A 19,613-nucleotide genomic window follows, 5' to 3' on the forward strand; every position below is an offset into this window, starting at 1 on the left:
TATCTTAAAATACAAAATCGAAGATACACCCAAAACATCACAATAATTAAAATTTTAACGACTTTAACACGGCACTTCATTTTTCGATGATATTGCCAAAGGTATATGCAAATGAAACAACGACTGATCAAAGCTGTTTTTGAAGATAATGTCGTCATGAACTGGTCGACTGTGCAAAAATGTAGCCTGATTTTAATCTTGGCATGTGGCATGCACCTCACCTGGATTATCTGGAAAATTTATATTCTTTTGCAGCCCCAATACTGGTTCATGATCAACATGTCATTGTTCAACATCAGCTTTTGGGTTGATGTGATTGGATTGGCTCTGTTTGTACTTCTGCTTTTTCCCACCCTTTATTACCGTGATCGGAATTGGGTGCAACGGTTCATCCCATGGTTAAGTATTGGTCTGTTTACCTTAAGCTTGTGCCATGCGAGTTATTTAGTCGGAACACTCAGTCCTGCAACCATGATTGGTTATGTGAGTATTGTTGGGGTAGGTTTGGTTCTTTTTCAGCGCCGTCTAATTTATGTGGCAATGATTCCTGCAAGTATTATGTTGTTCGGCTGTACCTATTTATCGAGTCAGGGTTTGATCCCCTATGCACCACTTTTCCATGTCGTGTCTTCTGGGGAGTCTATATTTATCCAGCCTTTCTGGGTCAATACCATGTTATTTTTTAGTGCTCCAGTGTTTCTGACATGTTTGTTGTTATTTGAAATTTTACTCACCCAATGGCGTAATCGTGAAGAGTATATTGAACGTCTCAGCCAAATTGATCCGTTAACCTGTGTACTCAATCGGCGCAGTATCAATCTTTGCCTGCAAACATTGCATCAGAACTTACTCGACTCGAAATCCTGCTATGCTGTTATTCTGCTCGATCTTGATCATTTTAAACAGGTGAATGACCGTCACGGTCATCACATCGGCGACGAGGTATTGGTCAAAGTTGCCAATTGTCTATCGAGTCATTTACGGCATCAGGATTATATTGGACGCTTCGGCGGAGAGGAATTCATTTTATTGCTGCCCAATACGCCTTTAGCACAAGTACAAAGTGTTGCAGAACGTTGCCGAGTCGCGATTCAAAAATTATCGATTCGCCTGAAAGACCAAAGCGAAATTCGTATCAGTGCAAGCTTCGGCATCGCCATGTCTCAGTTCAACGCCGACCCAAAAGAGATTTTAAAACAAGCAGATCAGGCGTTATATGCAGTCAAAGCGACAGGGCGTAATCAGGTACAATGCTTTTTTGATTTACCCCAACAGATCAGCTAAACATTAACCCCTGATAAATTGTTCGCCATGTTGGCGATATGGTTCCTGATTTTGTACAAATTGACGTTCTGCCTGAGCCTGCATAACCCATGCATTGACCGCAGAATTTGCCAATATATTCTGCATATATTGCTGGCTTTGCTCTGAAACAGGCAAACCATAACTGAGTAAACGCATGACCACAGGCGCATAAAAGGCATCTGCAATGCTAAACTCGCCACATAAAAAACCATTTATTTCAGGTCGCTCTGCCCATATTTCCTCTATACGCGCAACCTCAGCACGTAATGTAGGTAGATCGTTCCAGAGTTTAGTGCCAATAAAGCGTAGATCAGCTTCAATATTCATGCTGCAATATTGTCTTAACGTGGTAAAACTACTGTGCATCTCTGCACTGATGCTACGTGCGCGGGCACGTTGGGTTTTATCAATCGGCCACAAATGTTTTTCAGCAAAACTCTCTGCCAGATATTCACAAATCGCCAAAGAATCCCATACCACCATTTCCTGATCGATCAAGGTTGGCACTTTAGCGGTCGGACTCATGACGGACATGGTTTTTTTAAACTGCCCATCTGCGGCAAAATCATCAAATGCTACCAAATGTTCATCCATAGGCAAATCAAAATGTTTCATGACCAGCCAAGGACGCATCGACCAAGATGAATAGTTTTTATTGCCAATATAAAGTTCCATCAAGGTTGACTCCTTAAATTTTTTAAAGCCTGTAGATGATCGAGCAATTCCGTTTTACTAAAGGCACCCGTCAGACGTAAACGGCGTAATTCCTGTCGTTGCGGATTTAAAAACAGATAAGTTGGTGGCCCTAAAATCTGCCATTGATTCAGCAAAGCTTGATGAGAATGATCATACTGGCTTAAATCCAGTTTAATCAGATAATACGGTTGTAAAGCAGTTTGAACTTCCACATCTTTTAATATGCGATGTTCAATCGGTTGGCAAGCCACACACCAGTCTGCATATACATCAATGATCACGACACGATCATGCGGTGCATGATCCAATAATTGCTGAAACTCAGTTGCCGTATGTGCAACATGCCAAGTATTTTCGCCTTGTTGCTGATCAAGCTGATACCGTTGAAAATGCTGGTACTGATCGAATAGCACCGCAGGAATGGCAAGTATTAATAACACAAGATACAGCCAACGTAACCGATCATGATGTTTGATCAGACGATAGCCTGCATAACCAATAAAACTCAGCCCTAAAAGCAAACTTAAAATTTGTACCACGATAGCTGGCAATAAAGGCCGTATAAAATACAAACTCAGGCCAAGCATGATAAAGGCAAAAATCACCTTGATCTGATGCATCCATTGCCCTGCTTTGGGTAGCACTTTTGCACCTAAAATCGTCGCCAACAGCAAAGGAATACCCATCCCAAAGCCGAGACAGAATAACAATAATGCCCCTTGCCACTGATCTTGCGTTTGTGAAATAAACAGCAAAGTGCCTGCTAGCGGCGCGGTCATACACGGTCCAACCAATAGCGCAGAAACCATCCCCATGACCGCAGCACCGAGCAGCGTTCCACCACGCTGAACCGATTGAATTCGATCCAGATGATTCATGATACGTTGTGGAAGTTTGATCTCAAATAAACCAAATAGATTTAAAGCGAACAGCACAAAGAGCAAACTAAAGGCAATTAAAGTCGCGGGCTGCTGTAACCAGCGCTGAAAATTCAGCCCTGCCGATGATGCAATTAAACCCAAGATTGCATATACCATTGCCATACTACAGACAAAAGTCAGTGCCACCATCCACGCGCGTAGACCTTTACTGTCCCTGACGATGAGTGAGGTTAAAATAGGTAACATGGGCAATGAACACGGCGTAAAAGCCAACAACATACCTAAACCTAAAAATAGCAAAATACCATAGCCTAATGAATGTTGTTCAAGCTTCGAGCTCCAGAATTGATCCTGAGCAACTTGAGTATCTCGATTTGGTTGAGCAAGATTGTTAGGAGCCGTATTGAGTTGTGAGGTTTGAGCAGGTTCAGGAACAGAATCAAGCTGTGAATTTGAGTTTTCTGATGGATTGATGTCCTTTGCTTGATCAAAACTGGATGCTTTGGCGACATCCAAAAAGGTTTTTTTGCTCTGCCCTGTATTTTGGATATTGATCAGACCATCCAAATCCGTCTGAAATTCAATGCTTTGTGGAGGATAACAAATTCGGTCTTTGGCACAGCCTTGCCACGTCACCTGATAAGTTTGCGAGGGCTGAGTTTTAATCTGAAATTGAACCTGTTGATAATAAACCTGACTCTGACCAAAGTTATCATCAAATTGCTCTACAGCCTTCGGCAAATCTAAGGGCAAACGATGGATGCCCTGTTTGACCTCAAATTTATGCTGATATAAATAATAATGTGGCTGAATCGACCAGTGTAAAACTGCTGTTTTTTGATCAAGTGATTCAACAGAAAAAGAAAACGCATCTTCAGGACTCAACAATGCCTCATTTTTGGCATAAAGCTGTGTCGCAACAAAACAAAGTGACAGGATTAAAAAGTAAAAAAAGCCACTGCGACTTTGAAAATGCGTCATTACTTCCTCAACAACTTAGACTCAATCACTTAGAATAGGTAAGAGAAACCAAAACCACCCTTGTAGTTTTTATCATCTCCATTTAAACCGACACCGACACTGGCATCTAGCTGTGCACGATCATTGATAGCATAAATCACCCCTGTTCCCAGACCATACTCATAGTCCTGACTTTCTGCTTTGCGATAGACAAATTCAGAATAGCCTGACCATTTTCCAGTAATCTTATAACCAATCGTTGGAATTGCAGTCACTGCCCAGTCGCTATTTTGCACTTCGTATTTCATGGTAATCGAGGTTTGTAGCAAATCGCTGTATTGATAAGCCACAGCAGAACTTAAACTATAAATATCATCATGTTCTGTAAACTCATCATTGCCTGTTGCAATCAGCGCTTGTGCCAAAATTGCCATTGAAAGACGATCATCATCCAGATCGATGGCTTTTTTCAAACCTATACTGATATCCCCCAAGCCATTGTCATGGACTTTTTTACCATCGCGCTTGGTCTGATACCATGCTGGTCCTTGCCAACCTAACTGTAATTCTAAATCTTTGGTTAGACCTGTGCGTAATAACATATCTTCATTCAAAGTGACGGTTTTTTCTTTGACACCATCCACCGTCGTTTCGTTATAAGTCGCCGTCGGTAAACCTTGTTCCCACGCTAAGTGACCCACAGGGGTAATCCCTGTACCAAAACCTGAACCAGGACGATCAAAGGAAAAATCAGCAGCAAATGTAGGTACAGTTGCCCCCGCAGCCAAAATAAAAGTTAGTGTTTTAAACATGTTCATGGGTACACTCAAAATTCAGTTCATTTTTTAATTCATCTGATTTTTTACAAGATCAGATTTATTCTTTAGACATTTTTGCACCGCGACTGCGCAGTAGCTCAAGTGTCTGTTTCTCTTCTGGCAATGCTTCTGCCCAATTTATTTGATCAAACTCACAATCAAAAAATAAATCACTCACCGAAGATAAAATGGTAAGCCCTTCATCATCGCGAGTATTTGGATCAACTTTCGCATCGAGTAAGCGCTGCACCACAGGCACGCAGGCAGAGCTTGCGGCATCCCAAAGTGGGCCATACAGTTCTTCCGAATCCCATAGGTGTAAATTGGCTTTGGCTTTAATTAACTCATCCAAAATATCCAAGTGCACTTTTAAGGCTTGTTGTTTTTCTTCTTCGCTTAATGGTTGATTAGCTTCATAGGCTTCACAGACCATTTCCCACCATTTGAATAGACCATCACTAAACACTGAAATCGGTGGGCCTTTCTCAGGGTCAATAAAATTTGGATCAAGACCTGATGCTAACAGGCGCTGTACCTGTTCAAGGTCTAACTCTTCAATGGCCTGAACGAAGGCTTGTTGTTGGGCTGTTAGCATGGAGGATCTCACCACTTGAAAGGGATTTGGCTACTATTATGCCGAAAATCGAGCGCAAATTGATGTTATTTTGAGGTAAATTCATCTCATTTTTCAGATGAGTAGATCACTACTCATAAAAAAAGCCCCGAAGGGCTTGTTTTAGTACTTATTCTTCATCGGCAAATTCGACACGACTACCACGCGATGGTTCTTGTTTTTCAAAGGTGTGTTCCAAACTACGTTTCAGTTTTTCAATCGCACCATGAATGGCCAAATCGATATTGCCCGCTTTATGGCTGACTGCAATGGGTTTTAATCCTGCTGGACGTACTTCGATCATGCACCGAATATCATCTTCGCCATTCTTTTTTTCCCCGTTTTCATCACTCAAATGAACCGAGAAGTGAGTGATGCGTTCAGCATGGCGCTGAAAGGCATTTGCAAGTTCTGCACGAACATATTCAATTAAACGTTCACTATTATGGATGTTTTTATCTGTGCGGATTTCAATATTCATGATTCCATCCTCTTTGTATCAGTATTTCTATATAACAATCTATGCAAAACTTAATTGGCATACTTTGAGCATGCTGTAATTCAGTGTTGTTGTACATCTCAGTTATGTAATTGGTTGTTATCTCCTTTTACGCTTTATAAGTATTTTGAGTGAATGAAGATCTTCTCTATCTTCAATATCTGTCTATACTCAGAAATATGCAAGCTGATTTTTTAACTTTTCATGACATTTTGATCAAAAAGGATGCATCATTGTGAGTTCTTCATATTTACGCGGCCAAGATCTGATCGATCAAATCCAAAGTGCACCATATTCACGCGATTTGATTGGTTATCACGGTCAGCCGCCGCAGGTCGAGTGGCCCAATCAAGCACGTGTTGCTGTGCAGTTTGTATTAAATTATGAAGAAGGCGGCGAAAATCACATCGAACATGGTGACTTGGGTTCAGAGCAATTTTTGTCGGATATTATTGGCGCAGCCAGTTTTCCCGCCAAACATATGTCAATGGATTCGATGTATGAGTATGGCTCACGTGCAGGCTTTTGGCGTATTCATAATGAGTTTCAACGTCGTGGCTTACCCATGACGATTTTTGGGGTAGGAATGGCATTAGCTCGTAATCCCTATATTGTGGAGGCCATTAAATCTGCCAATTATGATGTAGTGTCTCATGGTCAGCGCTGGATCCATTATCAGGATATGGATATTGAAACAGAGCGCATGTATATGGATCAGGCGATTTCAGTACTTGAAGCCTTGTTTGGAGAAACTCCAATCGGTTGGTACACCGGACGCGATAGCCCGAATACTCGTCAACTTTTAGCCGAGTTTCCACAAATTAAATACGACTGCGACTACTATGGCGATGATTTACCCTTTTGGACAACGCTCACCAATATCGATGGTGAAACACGTCCTCATTTGATTATTCCTTACACCCTTGAATCCAATGATATGAAATTTTGCTCTCCGGGCGGTTTTAATAGCGGGGAACAATTTTATCAATACTTAAAAGACGCATTTGATGTACTTTATGCCGAAGGTGAAAGTGCACCAAAAATGATCTCCATCGGTATGCATTGCCGTCTTTTAGGGCGCCCAGGTCGTTTTAAGGCTTTGCAACGCTTTTTAGATTACATACAATCACACGATAAAGTCTGGATTTGTCGTCGTAATGATGTTGCCCAACACTGGTATCAACATCACCCATATGCAGGCTAGTTTTTTAAATTTTCACTTGTTGAAAGTTAAAATAAATGAATAGATATCTACATTATTTGATTTTGTAGATATCTATTTCTCTGGCATTGTAATTGCTCGATTTGTTTTATCTTTTGCTTTAAATACTGGATGAATATGGTGCATTTTTCCGAATTTAACCATGCCGCAGCCCATCAAGTAACGCCCTTATTGAGTGCATGTGTACATATTCCTTCTTGGATCGACACTTTGAGCCAGCAACGGCCATATGCCTCTGCGCAAAACCTTATGGATCTTGCTGCGCAACAAAGTCAAAACTGGACATGGACTGAAATTGAAACCGCATTGGCAACCCATCCACGTATTGGTGAAAAAAAAGCCAAAGTTGAATTGACGGAACAGGAAGCAAATTTTTCGGATCGTGAACAGTCTGGGGTCAAACAAGATGAATACACCCAACGCGCACTTTTCGAAGGCAATGTTGCTTACGAACAAAAATTTGGCTTTATCTTTTTGATTAAAGCGGCAGGACTGAGCAGTGAGCAAATTCTCTGTGCATTACAGCAACGTTTACAGCATGATCTGGAAACTGAGAAAAAAATTGTTCATGAACAACTGGCTGCCATCGCATTATTACGCTTGAGTCAAGGAATACAAGCATGATTAGTACCCATATTTTAGATACACATTTAGGCAAACCCGCCCCTCAGGTCGAAGTCCGTCTGTATGATGCCAAAACCCGTAATTTATTAGGCAATGGATATACCAATGATGATGGTCGCCTAAAAGATTTCGGCTTGGAAGAGTTACAAAGTGGCGCCTATTTACTCGAATACGATATTGCACCTTATTTTGCCAAACACGATTTAAAAACCTTTTTCCCACAGGTCACTATTCAATTTTTTATTGAAAATGCAGATGAGCACTATCATGTGCCTTTGTTGATTAGTCCATTTGCCTATTCAACCTATCGTGGCAGTTAACGCTATTTTGAGTTGAGAGAGTCTTTTTAAAATTCTTTCAACTCAAGCTTGATCGGATTGATCAGATCGATGGTTATCTGCATAAAATGAAATCAATCCAATTTAAATCTTTCACACAGCGCTACTACTCTTAGACTTCGAGACTTCTTTGATCAATTCCTTTTCTCCCTATGGAAAAAAAGAGGGTTTAAACCATGATGAAAGAAGTCTATTTTCCCCCAATTTATAACAAATAATTAAGTAATTTTTAACCTTTGATCAAATTTGACTTTATTTTTAGCAAAGAGCCTGTATGCTTTACTCGCTTTTTATCTGGGGAGATATTTGCGATGAAATTTCAATTTGGGGTACTTGCAGCCACACTCTTATCCGTTACCAGCATGGTTCAAGCGAAACCAGTCTGGCAAGATTTTAGTATCACGGGTTTATATGGTGAAAATTACGAAGTTGTGGATAAAGAAGAAACAACGGTTACTTTAGAATACGCCGCTAAAGTTAAATACGCGGATGTTTTCTTTTTCATGGATCGCATGCGCGGCGGTGATGATCATAAAGTCACGTATTTCGAGCTTTCACCACGTTTTAGTTTGAGTGAAATCTCAGGACAATCACTGTCTTATGGTCCGATTAAGGATGTCTTGATTTCAACCACTTGGGAAAGCAATAACGACGACTTTAGTAGTTTCGATAACTTCCTTTACGGTTTTGCAGTCGATTTAAATGTCCCGTATTTTCAGTATTTCAATTTGAACTTTTATCGTGCAAATAACGAAAATACGGATGATGACTACCAAATGACCGCAGCCTATGCATTGCCATTTAAAGTTTCATCAGAAGAATTTTTAGTCGATGGTTTTCTGGACTGGTCAACCGCAGAAGGTGATCACGCTAGCGAACTGAACTGGACGACACAATATAAATGGAATCTGGGTAAACATATTTCACCAGATACCCGCTTATATCTTGGTGTTGAGCATTCGGTCTGGAACAACAAATTTGGTATGAAAGGTCGTGATGAACACAATGTCAGCGCCCTGATTAAATATCATTTTTAAAAACTGGCTGATCGATATTCAGCGTTTATAAAGCAAGTCTTCGGACTTGCTTTTTTCATATCTGAAGTAAGCATTATCGCTGGTTTTCGACGTATAATTTTTATGATTTTATACTAGGTTATCAATATGGATTTTCAGTTGCGCCCCGCCACCCAAGATGATTTAGAACAGATTCTTGCGATTTATAATCACGAAATTATGACAGGTGTTGCCAATTGGAACGATCAAGCCAAATCGCTTGAAACCTATATGCACTGGTTTGAACAATTACAGCAGGACCAGTACCCAATGTGGATTGCCTATGATCCTGTGCAACAGCGTGTCGCAGGGTATGCTTATTATGCAGCGTTTCGCACGATTAGCGGCTATAAACACACCATTGAACATTCGGTCTTTATTTCACCTGATTACAAACGCCGCGGACTTGGGAAAACCTTAATGCACAAGCTGATTGAGCTGGCAACAGCACAAGGTTTTCACATCATGATCGGGGCGATTGATAGTGAAAATACGGCATCTTTGGTGCTGCATCAACATTTAGGTTTTGTCCAAACGGGCTATCTGCCACAGGTCGGACAAAAATTTGGACAATGGCGTGATCTGGTGTTGATGCAACGTCAGTTAGATGAAGCCTGAGTCATATAATATACATCTGACATAATTTGCTTACTTTGCAAGCTGATCACCGCATGATTATGTTGCTTTGCCAGCTCATAAAAATTTTTAAGCTGGCCAAATAACATCAGTAGTTCACGCTGCTCTTTATCGACATCTTTGCCCCATTGAAACGGGAAAAGCTTGTGTTGGTTTAACCACGCTGGATCATAACGATGTTTAAAATCATCCATCGAAATCTGCTCTAATGCTTTGGCAATCTCATCAACTTCAATCACAGGATTGTATCGTACATGAGCCACACTCAAAGAAGGATGAGAAAAAGCATATTCGGCTTCTATCGCAAATTGAAGCGCATGTTGTTGGTCTAGATCTTTGGTTAAGAGCGCATGGAGTGCCTGCCATGTTTCGCCCAGATTCAATTTTGAACGAATCGAGGTCGCATGATAAATCTCATCTAAGCTTTCAGCTTCAATCATTAAAATTTCGAGATCATTGGGTTCTATTGCAAGCAAGATCGCATTCATTATTATGTACTCATATCATCGTTATTTGTCTTTAGCTTAACGTGACTGAAATACGAAGTGCTTAACGATTTGTCATACGATAATTACCAAATGTAAAAAAGACAGCCGAGGCTGTCTTTAAAATTTATTTTAAAATGAATCTTCAAGAGACTTCTTTCATCAGCCCCTTTTATTTCTCCGTATCGAAGAGAAATCAACAGGATTTAAACACGGATGAAAGAAGTCGAATCACAGCGCATTAATCCAGCGGATTACCTACAATATTATTAATAATACCGCGCATGATATGTGGACCTTGTTCCTGACGCAGTTCTTCATACCAAGACAATGTCACCTGTTCATCTTTCATATGGGTTACATCACAACGCTTACGTGCACGCAAAACTAGCTCATTGGCACGTTCATTACGTTTGTCCTGATAACGGCGTAATGCATCGGTTACTCCCAATGTATTGATCTGGAGCGAACGCGCCAGATAAATCGCATCCTCCATCGCCTGACCCCCCCCCTGACCAATATCAGGCGTGGTGCTATGCGCGGCATCACCAACAATGACCACACGCCCTTTATGGTACTGGGTAAACGGTTCGATATCACAAATCTCAACGCGATTGGTTTTTTGCGGATCCAAACGTTCAATCAACTGTTGAACAGGTGCGCACCAGCCTGTGAAATAGCCCTTTAAAGTTTCTTGATATTGGGCTTTATTATTTTCAAGCCCCGCATCTAATGGCACATCTAAAAAGAAATAAAAACGATTATTTGCTACAGGCATTAAAGAGGCCCGTTTGCCTTCCCCTACAAAGGTGGTCCATTGATCAGCAGGGGCCAATTCTTCCGAAATTTCAACCAAGCCATTCCAATTGACATAACCTGCATAACGGCGTTCTACCTGATCACCCAGCACATGGGCACGGGTGATTGAATGCGTTCCATCAGCACCCACTAACAAGTCCGCGCTGATATTTGAACCATCGGCAAACTGGATCACGACCTGTTCGCCCTGATCCTCCAGTGCGACCATACGTTTGCCCAAATGAATGTCTTCACGACCAAATTCATCCATCAGCATATTTTGTAATTCGGCACGAGAAACGGGATAAGGACGCTGTCCGACTTCATCAATCAAAGGCTGCAAGCTAAACTGGGTCATCACTTCGCCAGTCAAACCATCGACATAAGCCAGTTGATCCATGACCCCACCAAGCTTGGCCACTTGCTCACCCAGCCCTAAATAGTTCAGGCATTTTACGCCATTTGACCACAATGAAATTGCAGCACCGACAGGAAGAATTTGCTCGGCTTGTTCATAAATCGTGACCTGATGCCCAAATTTTTTCAATGCGATTCCAGTCGTCAAACCGCCCATACCTGCACCGATAATAACAATATTCATTGTGTAATCCCCCTTATGTATCCTGCAACATTATCCGTGTTATAGCTAAAACCATGCCATGTGTAGGGAAATACAGCCTATTATTGGAATTGGCATATACCCTGCATAGCAAAGTGCAATGATGATGCACTTTTTCTCATTCTGAGGTAAAAATGCACCCGTATTCAATTAAACTTTTATCATCTCATTGCAAATAATGGTATATCACTTATGGCTACGCTTCTCGCTCCAGCATTTGAACTTCCAAATCAACTGCATTCCCTAACCAATCTGGCAGATAGCCGTATTGGCGCACAAATTGTTGAATGTTCAGATGAATTTTTTGCAGAAGCAAAACGTATGTTGCAATTTGAAGCACCTATTTTTGTCGAAGATAAATTCGATGATCATGGCAAATGGATGGATGGATGGGAAACCCGCCGTAAACGTCATTCTGGTTATGACTGGTGTATCGTAAAACTGGGCGTTGCAGGTAAAATCAAGGCAGTAGATGTCGATACCACGTTTTTTACAGGAAACTATCCTGCTTCTGCTTCATTAGAGGGCTGCTATGCACCAAATGATGACACTCAAAATGCACTATGGCAGCCCATTTTAGCCAACAGTATTTTGGGGCCGAGTCAGCATCATATTTTTGATATTGAAAACCAAACCGTGTTTACCCATATCCGTATTAATATTTTTCCAGATGGCGGTGTAGCACGTTTACGCATCTATGGTGAAGTACAAATTCAAAGCACGAATAGCACAGAAACGCTTGATTTGTTAGCTTTGCAAAATGGCGGACGAGTGATTGCCTACAGTGACGCACACTTTGGTCATCCCCGTAACCTGATCAATCCCGGACGTGGCATCAATATGGGTGATGGCTGGGAAACCAAACGTCGTCGTGCGCCAGGCTTTGACTGGTGTATTTTGGCGTTGGGACAAGCAGGAAAAATTGAGAAAATTGAAATTGATACCGCCCACTTTAAGGGCAACTATCCTGCGCAAGTATCGATTCAAGCAGTTTATATTGAAGATGCAACCGACCCGCAACTGATTCCACAAAGTATGTTCTGGCCATTCCTGCTCAATGCTCAGGATATGCAAATGGATCATATTCATGACTATATCAATGACATTTTAGCGCATGAAAAAATCTCTCATATCCGTGTCAATATGATTCCAGATGGCGGAATTAGTCGTATTCGTCTTTGGGGAAAACGGGCTTAAGCCGAGAACAATATGTCAAAAACTGTGATTAAAATTTTGTCGCTGACCAATGAAAACTTTGCCCCTTTCGGCGAAGTGATTGGCTGTACAGGGCATGAATTTTTCCATATCAATGATGCCCATACAGAACGTTATCATGGTCTGGTCGAAACTGAAATTCAGGGTGAAGCCAAGGCAGGGATTAGTATTTTCCGCAATATTAAAACCACCACGCTACCATTGACTATTCAGATGTTAGAGCGCCATCCCCACGGATCTCAAGCTTTTATTCCCATGCAGGGACAAGCATTTCTGATTGTTGTTGCGCCCAGTTTAAATGCACAGCAGCCCGATATTGATCAGATTCATGCTTTTATCAGCGATGGTTCTCAAGGTGTCAATTATCGTGCGGGAACTTGGCATCATCCATTGCTAACCCTTGAATCTCCGAGCGATTTTGCAGTGATTGATCGGATTGGCTCAGGACCCAATTGTGATGTTTATACTTTCCCTTATGCTGTGAAGATTGAGGCTTAATCTTCTCGCATGAAATCCTTATCCACTGCCTTGTACTGGTTTACAGAGCAGTGGTTTTCTTTATAAGCAAAGAATTTTAGAATAAATATTTAAACGACACTTGCTCAACAATGAAAATAAAATATTCTCTTTTTGCATGCTTAACCTGTGGCATTTTGGTTTCACCGCTTAGTTTTGCCGAACTCAGTTTTGAACAGGAATTACAGCAAGGCTGCGCCAAAGTCAAAAGTGATGCGCTTTTAGGTAAAAAATACTACGACCAAAAGCAATACGCCAAGGCTATTGAATATTTTGAATATCAGGCCGCATGGACACAATTTTGCCAGTTAAATGCTGAAGATGACAAAATCACATTTTCCGACCGTGATGTTGAACTCGCCAATAATAATGTTGGTCTGAGCTATGCCAAACTTGGTAAACCTTTATGGGCTAGAGCATGGTTTCTACGGACACCAGACTCCAAAGTCAGTCAATACAATTTAAAACAGCTCACCTTGCCAAAAGTCAGCAATACAATTGAAGGCGAATATGTTACATCGGCTGGCTTTGGACAATGGAGTAGCATCACTGTTTCAAAAACCGCCAAGACTTATCGCATTGCATTTGATGGTTATTATTTTGGTTTACGTGGTTTGATTTACGGCCCTAATATGGGTTCTTTTGAAACCCGTATGCCTTTGTCTGCTCATCAGGCTCAGTATCGTTATGAAGATTGTAAGATTGACCTCAAATTCGGTCAGGATCAATATGGTCGAAAAATAATTGTTGAGCAAAATGACAATAATTCTGGCTGCGGTTTTGGACACAATGTCTATGCAGGTGGCACTTATTATCAAGTTGAAAAATAAAAGCCATTTAAATTGTGACCTCGTTTTTAATCACTGAAATACGAGCTTGGCTCTTTAAAAAAAATAAATGAGCCAGTAAAAATGCGATGCTAGCAACAATATTCGTCTGAAACTGAGCGACAGTGAAGCGTATTTGTTGCATACTTTTTTCAAGTAGCTGACACAATCAAAATATGAAGCTGCGGTATTTATAACAATGACTCAAAATGAGAATAACGAGATGGATATACGCTTTATTCCAGTGCTAGATTTGGATGATCGTCAGCAAAGTTTGCAAGCTGATGGATTGAAGAATTCGTCTCAGCCTTTAGCAACTGATTGTTTGTTCTATGCCATTCAAGATATTTCTGATGCTTATCTGAGTAAAATTCTAAAAGAGACCGTTTTTAAAAATACCTCTTTGAACGGTGGCTATGTATTGCTTGATGCCGAACAGCGACCGATACTTTTACCGCGCTGTTGCTCAGATTTAAATGATATTCATGCTTGGGAGCAACTGGCTCAAGGTAATCTGAAACAGTTCTGGATTGGACATCCTCAAGTGTTATGTGAATATCAGGGAGATATGATCAAATTTAAACCAGATGCCAGTCAGGATCATACTGGCTTTGAAGTGCCTGTTACATCATTAAAACAGGCAGTACAGGCTTTAAAAGATGAACTTCAGCAGATTCATCATCGTTTTCAACGACTCGCACATCTGGAAAAACTGAAAGTTGAAAAAGTGTTAAAACTGATACCTCAGCTGCTTTAACCAGCTTTAGAACCCCTATATGCATGCACATATAGGGGTTCTAAGAAGTGGTGTTTAAACTCAATCTTAGATAGGAATATCCGCCAAATTACCTTTTTGCTCTAACCAATGTTTTCGGTCGCCAGAACGTTTTTTGGCAAGAAGTTTATCCAGTAAACCTGCGGTCAAATGGGTATCGTCCAGATCAAGCTGTACCAAGCGGCGCGTATTCGGGTCCATCGTGGTTTCACGTAATTGACCTGCATTCATCTCACCCAATCCTTTAAATCGGGTAATTTGCGGATTTTTGCTTTTAACTTTAGACAGAATCGCCTCTAACTCAGCTTCATCCAGTGCGTAAAATACATCTTTGCCTGCATCAATACGAAACAGTGGTGGCATCGCCACAAACAAATGTCCTTCTTCGACCAATGCAGGAAAATGCTTGACGAATAAAGCACATAGCAACGTCGCAATATGTAAACCATCCGAATCGGCATCGGCCAGAATACAGATTTTGCCATAACGAAGTTCTGACAAATCATCACTGCCCGGATCAACGCCAATCGCAATCGCAATGTCATGTACCTCTTGTGAAGCCAAAACCTCATCGGAGGACACTTCCCAGGTATTCAAAATTTTACCGCGAATCGGCATGATGGCCTGAAAGTTCTTGTCGCGTGCCTGTTTGGCACTCCCCCCCGCAGAATCACCCTCGACAATAAATAGCTCAGATTCTTCACGAGTTTGTCCAACACAATCAGCCAGTTTTCCAGGCAAAGCTGGCCCCGACACAATCTTTTTACGCTCAACTTTTTTGGCGGCTTTTAAACGTCGTCCCGCTTTAGAAATCGCCATTTCTGCCAGTTGCATGGCAATTTCAGAGTTTTGATTGAGCCACAAAGCAAACGCATCTTTGGCAATATTAAGCACGATCCCTGAGGCTTCACGGCTGGAAAGTCGTTCTTTGGTTTGACCTGAAAATTGCGGTTCCTGAAATTTAAGCGACAGAATGAAATTGACACCATCCCAGACATCTTCGGCAGACAGCTTTAAATTACGCGGCAATAAATTGCGAAGTTCACAAAACTCACGCAGTGCTTCGGTGACACCAGAACGCAAGCCATTAACATGGGTTCCGCCTTGCGCAGTTGGAATCAGGTTGACATAACTTTCCTGAATTTGCTCACCACCTTCGACATTCCAGCAGATTGCAAACTCACAACTGGCGCGTTCGGCTTGACCCTGACTGACAAAAGCAGGCATCGGGACAATCTCACGGTCTTCCAATTCATCCATCAAATAGTCGACCAAACCATTTTCAAATTGCCATTCGATTTTTTCATCATTGATTTGATCGATGTAGCTAATTTTAAGTCCAGCCGCCAAAACTGCTTTGGCTTTTAGATTATGCTTAAGTGCTTTTAAGGCAAATTTTGGACTGTCAAAATATTTGGTTTCTGGCCAAAAATGTACGGTAGTGCCTGTTGCTCGTTTTGCGACTTTTCCTTCAAGCACCTCAAGCGGTGCGACAGGTTCACCCTGCTCAAAAGCCATCTTATAAAGATTGCCCTGACGCTGAACTTCAACCTCAACCCGACTGGACAAGGCATTCACCACCGAAATCCCGACCCCATGTAAGCCGCCCGAAAACTGATAGTTATCGGTGCTGAATTTACCACCTGCATGTAATTTGGTTAGGATAATCTCAATGCCGCTTTGACCATATTCAGGATGAATATCCACTGGCATCCCGCGACCATTGTCTTCAACTGACAATGAGCCGTCTTTATAAACCGTCACACAGATTTTATTGGCATGTCCCGCCAGCGCCTCATCCACGGCATTATCAATCACTTCCTGTGCAAGATGGTTTGGACGTGTCGTATCGGTGTACATGCCTGGACGACGACGTACAGGATCTAAACCCGATAAAACTTCAAGTGATTGAGCCGTATATTGTGACACCTTGTACGATTTCCTTATTTAAGCGAATAGGTTAAAAATTCAAGAATCAACGGTATTTTTTGTTCAAAATCATCCATTGCATGGTTACCATGCGCATCCGATAAAATCAAGGCGCGATGTGATGGCTGACTATAATAACGCTGTGCCTCACGATAATCCAAAGTTTCATCGCCCTGCTGAAGCAACACGAGTATTTTCTCGGCAGGATCAGCATAGGGTACAGCCATCTGCTCAAGCTGATCCAAATGCTGTTCGGTGAGTGTCCAACGATCACCCACCCAGTAAGGAATCTGATTGATACCAAATAAATCGCGAAACAGTTGCCATGGTCGCACAGCAGGATTGATCAATACAGCAGGCAAAGCATATTTGGCGACAAACTGAGTCGCATAAAACCCACCAAAGCTACTACCTACTAACACCACCTGATCCAACTCCTCTATCAACTGCTGAATCACGTCTACCACGACCAACGGCGGTAAATTTAAATCAGGTAAATGTACCTGAATTTCAGGATGGTGAATTTGACAATAGTGTTTAAGCTGTTGCCCTTTGATCGAGAAAGGGCTACTTTGAAAGCCATGTAAATAGACCAGATTCATGCGCAGAAGCACCATTAATAATGTGATATTCATCACAACTATGTTTTAATTTGTACCTATGCCTAAATTGTTAGACAAAAAAATAAAAATAACTGGTCATTCATCAGTATTTTTAAATAGTTGTGAATGCAACACCTAATAAGATGAATATAATCGTTTTATCGCCTGAAGCAAATGAAAAATAAAGTAACAGGTGCGTGCATGAATCAAGGATTTGGATATGCCAAGTTTAACGCCTTTACACGAGACCTATTGTAAATGGGATCGTACGCCACCGAGTCAGGCCGATGTGCTTGAGGGTTTGGCACAACTGGTGAGTACCAGTTTATTGGGGGTTCACGATGTTGTTCAGATTATCCATCGTGAAGTATTACAAACGACCTTTGGGATGAGTGACCAGCAATCCCGTCGTTTTTTAAAAATTCCACGAATTGAACGTTTGCAGCAATGGTCATATAACACCTTACAAAAATATGGTCGTTATTTTCTTGCCCCGAGTTTACGTCGTATTATTGAACAATTTCCAACCCTACACGACAAACCCTTAACTCCTACCCTGCACTTTTTGGTCGGTGCATTAAATGGGGTGTTAGGCGATTATCTGCTCAAACATCAAAATCCAATGGCATTACCTATGGTGTTATATGACCATTATGGTGCATTGCAACAAGGCGACATTGCAGGTCGTGTGGTGATTTTTGTACATGGATTATGTATGAATCATACGGACTGGACCAATCGTAATTTTGGTGGCATTGGAGAACGTTTACTGGCGCAGCGTGATCACAATATTATGCTGTATCTCAACTACAATACTGGACGTCGAATTTCAGCCAATGGCCGCAGCTTGGCCAATACACTTGAAGATTTGATCACCCGTAATCCTCGCATTACTAGTATCGATTTGATTGGGCATAGCATGGGCGGATTGGTATCACGTAGTTCGTTGTTTTATGGCAAACAAAATATGCACCAGTGGACACATATGGTGGGCAATCTGGTCTGTATCGGTTCGCCACATCATGGAGCAGTGTTGGAGCGTTTTGGATTCGCGCTACAAGATCGACTAGGCAGTTTTCCTTTCGTGAAATTGATTGGCCATTTGGTCAATATCCGCAGCAACGGTATTTTGGACTTACGTCATGGCAGTGTGCGTGATGATGACTGGGAACATTTGGAAGCCCGAATTGGACTAATGGATGATAACCGTAAACCTGCTCCACTACCTTCACATATCAGTACGTTCTTTGTTGCTGGTACGGTTGAACATGAAAATCAGAAAAAAAGTCTCAAAGCCTTGTCGATTATTGGCGATTATCTGGTCAGTGTAAAAAGTGCCTTAGGAGAGCATCCAAATCCACGTTTTCAACTCAAACTCCCAGATTCGCATAAAGCCGTTTTTCATGGGTTAAATCATTTTGAAATTCAGTATCATTCCAGCGTTTCTGAACAAATTACCCGCTGGTTTTATCCTGAACATGATGACTATGCATGTTTGGGTGTGCAAACTCATATGATTAACATGCAAAATTATGATCCTACTGATCTTACTGGGATTGTGGAGACTTGATTTATTTTGTCCGCGGTCAAGTCATCATGCTCTTGTCTAGTTCTGAAATAAATAAAGCCAGCAATTGCTGGCTTTATTTTTGGTTCTTACATTATTTCTTGTAAGCTTTTTTCGCAACGGGATATGTTCTGAAAAGTTGCCATAGACAGATCAGCAATAACACACTAAAGAAAACCAACGACCAGACAGGTAGCGATTGCCCCAAGAAAGTCCAGTCAATTGCGGCACATTCACCAGAACCAGTCAGCACTTCGTTCAATACTGTTTTGAGAGGCAGCGCATCAATTAAATAATTCAGTCCAGGACCACAACTTGGCACTTGATCAGGTGGCAAAGTCTGTAACCAGACATGACGTGCCGCTACACCGACAGACCAACCAATCGACAAGGTTGCCAGTAAAGCATACATACGCTTCATAAGATTTGAAGCAGGATTATGCAAAAAAGCAATCAAGGCGAAAATCCCCATCGCCATCAGCCCAACACGCTGAAACACACATAATGGACAAGGGTCCAGACCTTTTACATGTTCCAGATAAAGTGCAAATGACATGCCGACAATACTGGCCAGTACCAATAATCCATTGATAAAGCGATAATTACGCCATTGCATGGATATACCTCTTGTTT

21 protein-coding genes are annotated in these 19,613 nt (G+C 41.5%); 11 read left to right on the plus strand and 10 right to left on the minus strand.

The features are described 5' to 3' along the window. The first annotated feature begins 111 nt into the window (after nt 1-111). Entirely contained in the window at nt 112-1,284 is a 1,173-nt protein-coding gene (locus tag F944_RS01800) for a GGDEF domain-containing protein (RefSeq protein WP_004985904.1), read from the plus strand. A 3-nt stretch (nt 1,285-1,287) separates the two neighbouring features. On the opposite strand, the gene F944_RS01805 is transcribed toward F944_RS01800, so the two are convergent. The 5 genes from F944_RS01805 to F944_RS01825 form a co-directional block, all read right to left on the minus strand. Beyond that, complete coding sequence (locus tag F944_RS01805) at nt 1,288-1,980, minus strand: glutathione S-transferase family protein (protein WP_004985907.1); 693 nt, start codon at nt 1,978-1,980, stop codon at nt 1,288-1,290. After that, nucleotides 1,980-3,863 (minus strand): protein-disulfide reductase DsbD, encoded by a 1,884-nt coding sequence (gene dsbD / locus F944_RS01810; protein ID WP_004985910.1) that lies wholly within the window; start codon nt 3,861-3,863, stop codon nt 1,980-1,982. Before dsbD ends, F944_RS01805 begins: the two co-directional genes overlap by 1 nt. 29 nt (nt 3,864-3,892) lie before the next feature. Further along, a complete protein-coding gene (locus F944_RS01815; protein ID WP_004985912.1) occupies nt 3,893-4,660 on the minus strand; it encodes a transporter in 768 nt (255 codons plus the stop codon). Between the two features lie 58 nt (nt 4,661-4,718). Further along, nucleotides 4,719-5,255, minus strand: a complete 537-nt coding sequence (locus tag F944_RS01820; protein WP_004985915.1) for an ankyrin repeat domain-containing protein — start codon at nt 5,253-5,255, stop codon at nt 4,719-4,721. Nucleotides 5,256-5,403: 148 nt separating this feature from the next. Beyond that, complete coding sequence (locus F944_RS01825) at nt 5,404-5,754, minus strand: HPF/RaiA family ribosome-associated protein (RefSeq protein WP_004985919.1); 351 nt, start codon at nt 5,752-5,754, stop codon at nt 5,404-5,406. 253 nt (nt 5,755-6,007) lie between these two features. Between F944_RS01825 and puuE the strand changes: the two genes are divergently transcribed. From puuE to F944_RS01850, 5 genes are all read left to right on the plus strand, one after another. After that, nucleotides 6,008-6,976, plus strand: a complete 969-nt coding sequence (gene puuE, locus F944_RS01830) for an allantoinase PuuE (RefSeq protein ID WP_004985921.1) — start codon at nt 6,008-6,010, stop codon at nt 6,974-6,976. 138 nt (nt 6,977-7,114) lie between these two features. Next, nucleotides 7,115-7,618: a 2-oxo-4-hydroxy-4-carboxy-5-ureidoimidazoline decarboxylase gene (gene uraD, locus F944_RS01835; protein WP_171063245.1), complete on the plus strand. Its 504-nt coding sequence runs from the start codon at nt 7,115-7,117 to the stop codon at nt 7,616-7,618. Beyond that, entirely contained in the window at nt 7,615-7,938 is a 324-nt protein-coding gene (gene uraH / locus F944_RS01840; protein ID WP_004985925.1) for a hydroxyisourate hydrolase, read from the plus strand. The genes uraD and uraH overlap by 4 nt, the downstream gene beginning before the upstream one ends. A gap of 329 nt (nt 7,939-8,267) precedes the next feature. Beyond that, the gene (locus tag F944_RS01845) at nt 8,268-8,993 is read left to right on the plus strand and encodes an outer membrane protein OmpK (protein WP_004985927.1); all 726 of its coding nucleotides are present in this window, start codon (nt 8,268-8,270) and stop codon (nt 8,991-8,993) included. Between the two features lie 126 nt (nt 8,994-9,119). Beyond that, nucleotides 9,120-9,629 carry a GNAT family N-acetyltransferase gene (locus F944_RS01850; RefSeq protein WP_004985929.1) on the plus strand — a complete coding sequence of 170 codons (510 nt, stop codon included), beginning with the start codon at nt 9,120-9,122 and terminating at the stop codon, nt 9,627-9,629. Here F944_RS01850 and F944_RS01855 read toward each other — a convergent pair. Next, nucleotides 9,611-10,135 (minus strand): DUF1877 family protein, encoded by a 525-nt coding sequence (locus tag F944_RS01855; protein ID WP_004985931.1) that lies wholly within the window; start codon nt 10,133-10,135, stop codon nt 9,611-9,613. The two genes, F944_RS01850 and F944_RS01855, sit on opposite strands and share 19 nt — an antisense overlap. Before the next feature lie 238 nt (nt 10,136-10,373). Further along, entirely contained in the window at nt 10,374-11,531 is a 1,158-nt protein-coding gene (hpxO, locus tag F944_RS01860; protein ID WP_004985936.1) for an FAD-dependent urate hydroxylase HpxO, read from the minus strand. A 210-nt stretch (nt 11,532-11,741) separates the two neighbouring features. Here hpxO and alc point away from each other — a divergent pair, with 210 nt between their 5' ends. The 4 genes from alc (at nt 11,742) to F944_RS01880 (ending at nt 14,864) form a co-directional block, all read left to right on the plus strand. Beyond that, a complete protein-coding gene (gene alc, locus F944_RS01865; RefSeq protein ID WP_004985937.1) occupies nt 11,742-12,746 on the plus strand; it encodes an allantoicase in 1,005 nt (334 codons plus the stop codon). Between the two features lie 12 nt (nt 12,747-12,758). Continuing rightward, nucleotides 12,759-13,262, plus strand: a complete 504-nt coding sequence (locus F944_RS01870) for an ureidoglycolate lyase (protein WP_004985938.1) — start codon at nt 12,759-12,761, stop codon at nt 13,260-13,262. Between the two features lie 110 nt (nt 13,263-13,372). Then, complete coding sequence (locus F944_RS01875; protein ID WP_004985939.1) at nt 13,373-14,110, plus strand: hypothetical protein; 738 nt, start codon at nt 13,373-13,375, stop codon at nt 14,108-14,110. Nucleotides 14,111-14,330: 220 nt separating this feature from the next. After that, nucleotides 14,331-14,864: a hypothetical protein gene (locus F944_RS01880; protein ID WP_004985942.1), complete on the plus strand. Its 534-nt coding sequence runs from the start codon at nt 14,331-14,333 to the stop codon at nt 14,862-14,864. 66 nt (nt 14,865-14,930) lie between these two features. Here F944_RS01880 and parE read toward each other — a convergent pair whose 3' ends face one another. After that, nucleotides 14,931-16,811 (minus strand): DNA topoisomerase IV subunit B, encoded by a 1,881-nt coding sequence (parE, locus tag F944_RS01885; RefSeq protein ID WP_004985945.1) that lies wholly within the window; start codon nt 16,809-16,811, stop codon nt 14,931-14,933. A gap of 14 nt (nt 16,812-16,825) precedes the next feature. Then, nucleotides 16,826-17,413 carry a YqiA/YcfP family alpha/beta fold hydrolase gene (locus tag F944_RS01890; protein ID WP_004985955.1) on the minus strand — a complete coding sequence of 196 codons (588 nt, stop codon included), beginning with the start codon at nt 17,411-17,413 and terminating at the stop codon, nt 16,826-16,828. A gap of 220 nt (nt 17,414-17,633) precedes the next feature. Between F944_RS01890 and F944_RS01895 the strand changes: the two genes are divergently transcribed. Beyond that, nucleotides 17,634-18,983: an alpha/beta fold hydrolase gene (locus F944_RS01895; protein ID WP_004985957.1), complete on the plus strand. Its 1,350-nt coding sequence runs from the start codon at nt 17,634-17,636 to the stop codon at nt 18,981-18,983. A gap of 91 nt (nt 18,984-19,074) precedes the next feature. On the opposite strand, the gene F944_RS01900 is transcribed toward F944_RS01895, so the two are convergent. After that, nucleotides 19,075-19,596 carry a disulfide bond formation protein B gene (locus F944_RS01900; RefSeq protein WP_004985960.1) on the minus strand — a complete coding sequence of 174 codons (522 nt, stop codon included), beginning with the start codon at nt 19,594-19,596 and terminating at the stop codon, nt 19,075-19,077. Between the last annotated feature and the right edge of the window lie 17 nt (nt 19,597-19,613).

It is taken from the genome of Acinetobacter ursingii DSM 16037 = CIP 107286, assembly GCF_000368825.1.
GTDB lineage: Bacteria > Pseudomonadota > Gammaproteobacteria > Pseudomonadales > Moraxellaceae > Acinetobacter > Acinetobacter ursingii.